General features: G+C 61.8%; 9 protein-coding genes. 6 read left to right on the forward strand and 3 right to left on the reverse strand.

Features of this window, described 5'->3' with window-relative positions; all coding sequences use genetic code 11:
- The 3 genes from VEK15_29040 to VEK15_29050 form a co-directional block, all read left to right on the forward strand.
- On the forward strand, window positions 1-681 hold a 681-nt coding region (locus VEK15_29040), incomplete at its 5' end, for an aminotransferase class V-fold PLP-dependent enzyme (GenBank protein ID HXV64780.1).
- Window positions 682-849: 168 nt separating this feature from the next.
- Entirely contained in the window at window positions 850-2,091 is a 1,242-nt protein-coding gene (locus VEK15_29045; protein ID HXV64781.1) for a cytochrome C, read from the forward strand.
- Window positions 2,092-2,231: 140 nt separating this feature from the next.
- The gene (locus VEK15_29050; GenBank protein HXV64782.1) at window positions 2,232-2,609 is read left to right on the forward strand and encodes a cyclophilin-like fold protein; all 378 of its coding nucleotides are present in this window, start codon (window positions 2,232-2,234) and stop codon (window positions 2,607-2,609) included.
- Between the two features lie 23 nt (window positions 2,610-2,632).
- Here the strand turns inward: VEK15_29050 and VEK15_29055 are convergent, their stop codons facing one another.
- Both VEK15_29055 and VEK15_29060 read right to left on the reverse strand, forming a co-directional pair.
- Window positions 2,633-3,055: a rhodanese-like domain-containing protein gene (locus tag VEK15_29055; protein ID HXV64783.1), complete on the reverse strand. Its 423-nt coding sequence runs from the start codon at window positions 3,053-3,055 to the stop codon at window positions 2,633-2,635.
- A gap of 74 nt (window positions 3,056-3,129) precedes the next feature.
- Window positions 3,130-3,543 carry a VOC family protein gene (locus VEK15_29060; protein ID HXV64784.1) on the reverse strand — a complete coding sequence of 138 codons (414 nt, stop codon included), beginning with the start codon at window positions 3,541-3,543 and terminating at the stop codon, window positions 3,130-3,132.
- Window positions 3,544-3,734: 191 nt separating this feature from the next.
- Here VEK15_29060 and VEK15_29065 point away from each other — a divergent pair, with 191 nt between their 5' ends.
- From VEK15_29065 to arsM, 3 genes are all read left to right on the forward strand, one after another.
- Window positions 3,735-4,265, forward strand: a complete 531-nt coding sequence (locus VEK15_29065; GenBank protein ID HXV64785.1) for a DUF6036 family nucleotidyltransferase — start codon at window positions 3,735-3,737, stop codon at window positions 4,263-4,265.
- On the forward strand, window positions 4,252-4,605 hold the full coding sequence (locus tag VEK15_29070; protein ID HXV64786.1) for a hypothetical protein: 354 nt from the start codon (window positions 4,252-4,254) through the stop codon (window positions 4,603-4,605). Before VEK15_29065 ends, VEK15_29070 begins: the two co-directional genes overlap by 14 nt.
- Before the next feature lie 120 nt (window positions 4,606-4,725).
- Window positions 4,726-5,535, forward strand: a complete 810-nt coding sequence (arsM, locus tag VEK15_29075) for an arsenite methyltransferase (protein HXV64787.1) — start codon at window positions 4,726-4,728, stop codon at window positions 5,533-5,535.
- A 132-nt stretch (window positions 5,536-5,667) separates the two neighbouring features.
- Here arsM and VEK15_29080 read toward each other — a convergent pair.
- Window positions 5,668-5,895, reverse strand: a 228-nt coding sequence (locus VEK15_29080) for a hypothetical protein (protein HXV64788.1), incomplete at its 5' end; no start/stop codon positions are given.

A 5,895-nucleotide genomic window follows, 5' to 3' on the forward strand; every position in this document is an offset into this window, starting at 1 on the left:
TCTTTTACCGGCCGGGCCATCGATCTCGAAGCCATCGGACGCCGCTGCCATGCCCACGGCGTCTGGTTCATCGTGAATGCCTCCCAGGCTCTTGGAGCGCGGCCGCTCGACGTCACGCGCGCTCCTGTCGACGCGGTGGTATGCGTCGGTTTCAAGTGGCTCTGCGGACCGTACGGAACCGGCTTTTGCTGGATGACACCTCGACTCCTCTCGTCCCTTCGCTATAACCAGGCGTACTGGCTCGCCATGCAGACCGCCGAGGAGCTCGGAGGAGGTAGTTCGATTCCGATGGTCAAAGAGGATCTCGGGGCGAGACGATACGACATCTTCGGCACCGCCAACTTCTTCAATTTCGAGCCGCTGACCGCTTCGGTCGACTACCTCCTGGCGCAAGGTATCGATGCGGTCGCTGCTCACGATGGCGCCCTCCTCGATCGTCTCATCAACGGTCTTGTGGCGCTCGGCTATCTCGTCCTCAGCCCTCGCGGAGGCGACTCGCGCTCCACGCTCGTGGTCGCTTCTCACGCGGATCGGACCCGAAACGAAGCGATCCACCGGGGGCTGCAGGACCACGGAATCGACATTGCCTATCGAAGGGGGAACTTGCGCTTCTCGCCGCATCTCTACAACACCCTGGAGGACGTGGAGCGCGCCCTTCAGGCTCTCGAGTCCTGTCGGTGAGTACACTCCCCCTCTCCGGGTTGCAGACTGGTGCGTCGAGCCTTCTCTCAATCGAATCGTGAGAGCCGGCGACCGTACGATAGCTACGAGGGTCGGGACGAGGGTAGACTACGTCTGCCGCTTCTAGCGAAAAGAACCCAGCACGATGAACCATTGGAAGGAGGGATCATGTTTCAATCGTTACGTCTTGCTCTTCTGGTAACGATGCTGCTTCCCGTCGGTCGAGGTGTCTTCGCGCAAGGGAATGAGCTGCCGGAGGGCGCTGGCAGAGATCAGGTCCAGCGCGCTTGTGTGACATGCCACCCGGCAAACCTGATAACCCGCTCCACCGGTTACACCCACGAGCAATGGCAGAACGTCATCAGCAAGATGATGGAGCTCCCAGAGGGCTCGGCAACAGAGATTACCCAGTACTTGGCGGCGAACTTTCCGCAAAGCTTCGACCGTCGCCCAACTCTGGTAGCCGGGGATACGAAAATAACCTTTCAGGAATGGAACGTGCCCACTCTCGGGCAACGGCCTCGCGATCCACTTCAGACTCCCGATGGCACGATCTGGTGGGCGGGGATGTACGGTAGTCTCATCGGACGGCTCGACCCGAAGACCGGCGAGATGCAAGAGTACAAACTGGACCCCAAGGCAAAGCCGCACAGCATCATCGACGACCGGGACGGCAACATCTGGTACACGGGAAACGGCAATGCCACGATCGGGATGCTCGATCCGAAGACCGAGGAGATCAAGATCTATCCGATGCCCGATCCTGCAGCGCGCGACCCTCACACGCCGATCTTCACCGAGAGCGGGGATCTCTGGTTCACTCTCCAGAACAGCAACATGCTCGGTCGCCTCGTTCCCGATACCGGCGATATCAAACTGATGACTTTGCCGACGGAGAGGGCGCGCCCATACGGGATCAAGGAAGACTCCCGGGGTACGATCTGGATCGCCTACCGCGGAGCCAACAAGCTCGCGCGGGTCAATCCCGACTCCTGGGAAATCCGTGAGTACCCGACACCGGAGCCGGACGCGCCTCAGGGAACCTATATTCGGCGGCTCGCGATCACGAGCGACGACATGATCTGGTACGCGGATTCCGGGCGCGGCTATCTGGGCCGGCTCGACCCGGAGACCGGCGATGTCAAAGAGTGGCCGTCGCCGAGCGGGCCCCAATCGCACCCCTACGCCATCGAGATCATCGACGACATCATCTGGTACAACGAGTCGAACCAACGTCCGGATGCGCTCGTTCGGTTCGACCCGAAAACCGAGAGGTTCCAGAGCTGGACCATTCCCTCCGGGATCGGCATCATCCGGCACATGAGAGCAACCCCCGAAGGGAACCTGGTCATACATCAGAGCAGCACGAACACCGTCGGCCTCGTAATCATCCCGAAGGACGATACGTAGCGGAAACTGCAAAGGGATGGTGTCCCATCCCATCGCCGCGTGGGTACAATCCGACGCGTCGATGGCATGGGGCCGTTCGCTACAAGTTATCGTGTGGCAGTCCCGACCACGAAGCCATGCAGTTCTGAAGAGGAGTCAAAATGGAGCTTCGGAAGATCCGTCTTCGCATCGGAGCTGTGGAGCTCAAGGCGGAGCTGAACCGTTCGGAGACGGCATCGCTCATTCTCGATGCGCTTCCAATTCGAGCCGCCGCCCAGCGATGGGGTGACGAAATCTATTTCGAGATCCCCGTGCGCGCGGAAACGGAACCAGACGCTCGGGAGGTTATGGAGGTTGGGGAGCTCGCTTATTGGCCGCCGGGACGTGCGCTGTGCATCTTTTGGGGTCCTACGCCCGCTTCCTCGGCGGACGAGCCACGGGCCGCAAGCCCGGTCAATCCTGTAGGACGTGTCACCGGCAACGTGAACCGTCTCACCGGGATCGGAAGTGGCGGCGAGGTCGTTATCGAAAGAGCGTGACGCTTTCCGCCGCACAGGTCACGCTAACGCGTCGCTTTCGTCGTTGGATTCCCCGACGCTTTCCACGCCTCGATGCCGCCCGTCAGCTGCGCGACGTTCAACCCCATGTCACGGAGTTTCTTGGTGACCGACTGGCTGACCCAATGCCCCCGCACACAGTAGACGACGACGGGCCTCTCGGGTGATAGCTCCTGGACCCACGAGTCGATCGCGTTCGGATCGCGCCACGTCGCTTCGGGGATGAGAACCGGGTCGGCGTCGAAGTCTTCCTCGAGCCGTACGTCGATGACCAGAGGCGCAAGACCTTTTTCCCCGCTGGCGCGCACCAGCTCGTCGACGGAGACCGAAGGGACCTCGGTCTCAGGAGCGACGCGCTCGAGTTGCGCGGCTCCCGCCGCAACCGCGAACGCGCTCACACAGGGCAGGAACAATTGCAGCTTGCTCATGATCTCACTGCCTTTCTCGCCTCACCGGCGAAACCTCTCCCTGGCTCATGAAAGTGCAGCCAGCCTGGTCCGTCTCATACCCCTTCCACGGTCAGCCCGACTTCCTGGCCGAAGGCAATCTCCAGCGTGTGTCCGTCCGGGTCCTTCAAGAGTGCCCAGTACCCCACGGGGTAGCCGGAGTCCTTGGGTCCCATCAGTAGAACTCCCTCGCTCTTCGCCAGGCGACAGAGACGGTCGACATCCTCTCGGCTGGCACAGCCCACTCCGAGATGACCGTCGGGCCGCAAAGGATGCGTGACCTCTTCGCTCTGTAGAAGAACGACGGCGAAGGGACGCGTGCGATCGCTCAGCCACACGACTTCGATGCCGTCATCGGCGTCGACGCGACGGTGCACGACCTCCATCGCGGCGTACTTTTGATAGAAGGCCACGGACTTTCGAGGATCCCGAACGGGAAGCGCCACATGCGTCAGACCGACGTCCGGCATGGGAGCTACGGTATCAGATCGGATCCTCGATTTCAGTCGGCTGACCTCGGGTGTTCGGCGTTGACCGGAGAAGCGGTATATGGCGCGCGGCGAAGTCGAGACCGACGAAACGGGAGCCATGGTCCGTCCAGAGGCTATCGAGATCGATCCGTAGTGGCTCTTCCCGATCTCGCCGGGCTATCATTCAGACAATGGAGCTTCTTTCGAGGGACACGATTCGACGTGCGCTCGAACGGCTGGCGGAGCACCTCAGAGGTGAGGGGTCTCGCTTCGAGCTTGTGCTTTTCGGCGGAGCTGCGCTCGTTATGCTTTACAACGCGCGAGAGGCGACCAAGGACGTGGACGTGCTGGCAGTTGCACCCGAGCAGACGCGCACCATCCTTCGGGCTGCACGCACGGTGGCGCTGGAAATGGACCTCCCTTCGGACTGGATGAACGATGCCGCCAAGGGTTATCTGGTTGACATTGCTCCGGGAGAGCTCATTCTCGAGACGGAAACCCTTGTGGTTCGCGCGGCTGCGCCCCGACAGCTTCTTGCGATGAAGCTTTCGGCGTGGCGCGATGACGTCGATATCAGCGACGCACGTCTTCTTTTGTCCAAGCTGTCCGGCACAAAGGAGGAAGTCTGGGCGATGGTCGAGCCGTTGCTCGTGCCCGGCCGGGAGCTCAAGGCTCAGTATGCTTTTGCCGATCTGTGGGAGGCCGAGAGTGGACATCGTTGACCTCGTTCGGGCGCTGACAAACTTCGATGCTCTGGCGGCGCGGCAATGGGTAGCCGATGCAGGGCGCGCCGGTGTCGAATGGTCCCGAGTCGACGCGCCTTCCATCGAGGATCCGCGAGAGATGGCGATTGCCGCCTCGGTCGTGGAGCTATTAGCCGAACGAGCCGGCGAGCGCGCACCCGACTGGACCCGCATCGTTCCGCCCGCCCCCCAACCGATCTTCCTCGTTCGAGCTGCGGCCTCGATGCCCCGGACTCGTAGAATGTGCGAGGAGCAAGGTCCAGAACCGCTGCGGCGCCGGAGGATCTTTGCACTCCCGGACTTCCTCACTGTCGCTTGAACAGCCCCCTAGCGCCGCTCTTCGTTATGAGCGAATCGAGGCCCACTTCCAGACGAGGTCTCGGGGCTTGCGGTGCGGGGCGCGAGCATGGAAAATCCAATTGAAGAAGGAGACTCTCCAATGGACAAACCCGCATCCGAAGGAATCGTGGATCAGGTAAAGGAGCGGTACGGCCGCATCGCCCGGGAGACGTCCGGCTGCTGCGGTCCCGTACCGATCTCGTGCGGCACTGTCGAGATCGGCTACGACGCGAAAGAGCTCGCGTCGATTCCGGAGGAAGCCAATCTGGGTCTCGGGTGCGGGGCACCGGTGGAGAGGCTCGGCCTCCGAGCCGGTGAGACCGTTCTCGATCTCGGATCGGGTGGTGGCATCGACGTCTTTCTTGCGGCGCATCTCGTGGGACCTACGGGGCGGGTCTTCGGCGTCGACATGACGCCGGACATGCTCGCCCGGGCCCGCGCCAACGCGATCAAGGGGGGCTATACGAACGTCGAGTTCCGGGAAGGCCGTCTGGAGTCCCTCCCCATCGACGACGCCACGATCGATGCCGTTACCAGTAACTGCGTCATCAATCTCGTCCCCGACAAAGCAGCCGTCTTCCGCGAGATTTACCGTGTGCTCAAACCGCGTGGGCGTCTGGTCGTGTCCGATATCGTGCTCGATGGAAACCTACCGGATGCTCTGCAGAAGAGTATCTTGGCCTATGTCGGTTGCCTTGCCGGCGCGCTCCAGCGCGAGCGCTACTTCGAAATCGTGCGCGCAGAGGGGCTGAGAAACATCGAGGTGCTGGCGGACGTGGACTTCCTCGCCGCCCTGGGCAACAACCTCCCGGATGACGTCCGCATGGTCCTCGAAGAGTCGGGAGCTCGCGTCGAAGAGCTTCTGGGAATCGTCCGCTCGGTGACGTTCCGCGCCGAAAAACCCGTCTAGCCGCGATTCCAACCTGATCGCTCATTCCAGCACGGACTCTCTTGGTTTCACCAGAGCGTGGTTCGCTCCAGGGTGTCATAACGTGTTCCAGGCGCAACTTTGCAAGCCCGAACACACCGGGTTGAAGACGCTTCAGTGAAACCAGGCGGCCATCACCCGGAACACCGCTCCAAGCACGTGTCCGATGGGGATTCTGGCCGAGGAGCCACTTGCGGCGAGCTGACGCGATCGGAGAAGTCGTCCGATCCACCCATTGTAGATCTCGAGATGCAGGGATGGAGGATCCTCGACCACAATCGGGCTGCCATTAGCCTCGACCGCACGATCCTCGTGACGACGCAACATTTCCGCGCAAGTCGC

It is taken from the genome of Vicinamibacteria bacterium (genome assembly GCA_035620555.1).
GTDB lineage: Bacteria > Acidobacteriota > Vicinamibacteria > Marinacidobacterales > SMYC01 > DASPGQ01.

Coding starts and splice junctions, on each gene's coding strand:
- VEK15_29045 (HXV64781.1), top strand. CDS start 850: ATGTTTCAATCGTTACGTCTTGCTCTTCTGGTAACGATGCTGCTTCCC.
- VEK15_29050 (HXV64782.1), top strand. CDS start 2,232: ATGGAGCTTCGGAAGATCCGTCTTCGCATCGGAGCTGTGGAGCTCAAG.
- VEK15_29055 (HXV64783.1), bottom strand. CDS start 3,055: ATGAGCAAGCTGCAATTGTTCCTGCCCTGTGTGAGCGCGTTCGCGGTT.
- VEK15_29060 (HXV64784.1), bottom strand. CDS start 3,543: ATGCCGGACGTCGGTCTGACGCATGTGGCGCTTCCCGTTCGGGATCCT.
- VEK15_29065 (HXV64785.1), top strand. CDS start 3,735: ATGGAGCTTCTTTCGAGGGACACGATTCGACGTGCGCTCGAACGGCTG.
- arsM (HXV64787.1), top strand. CDS start 4,726: ATGGACAAACCCGCATCCGAAGGAATCGTGGATCAGGTAAAGGAGCGG.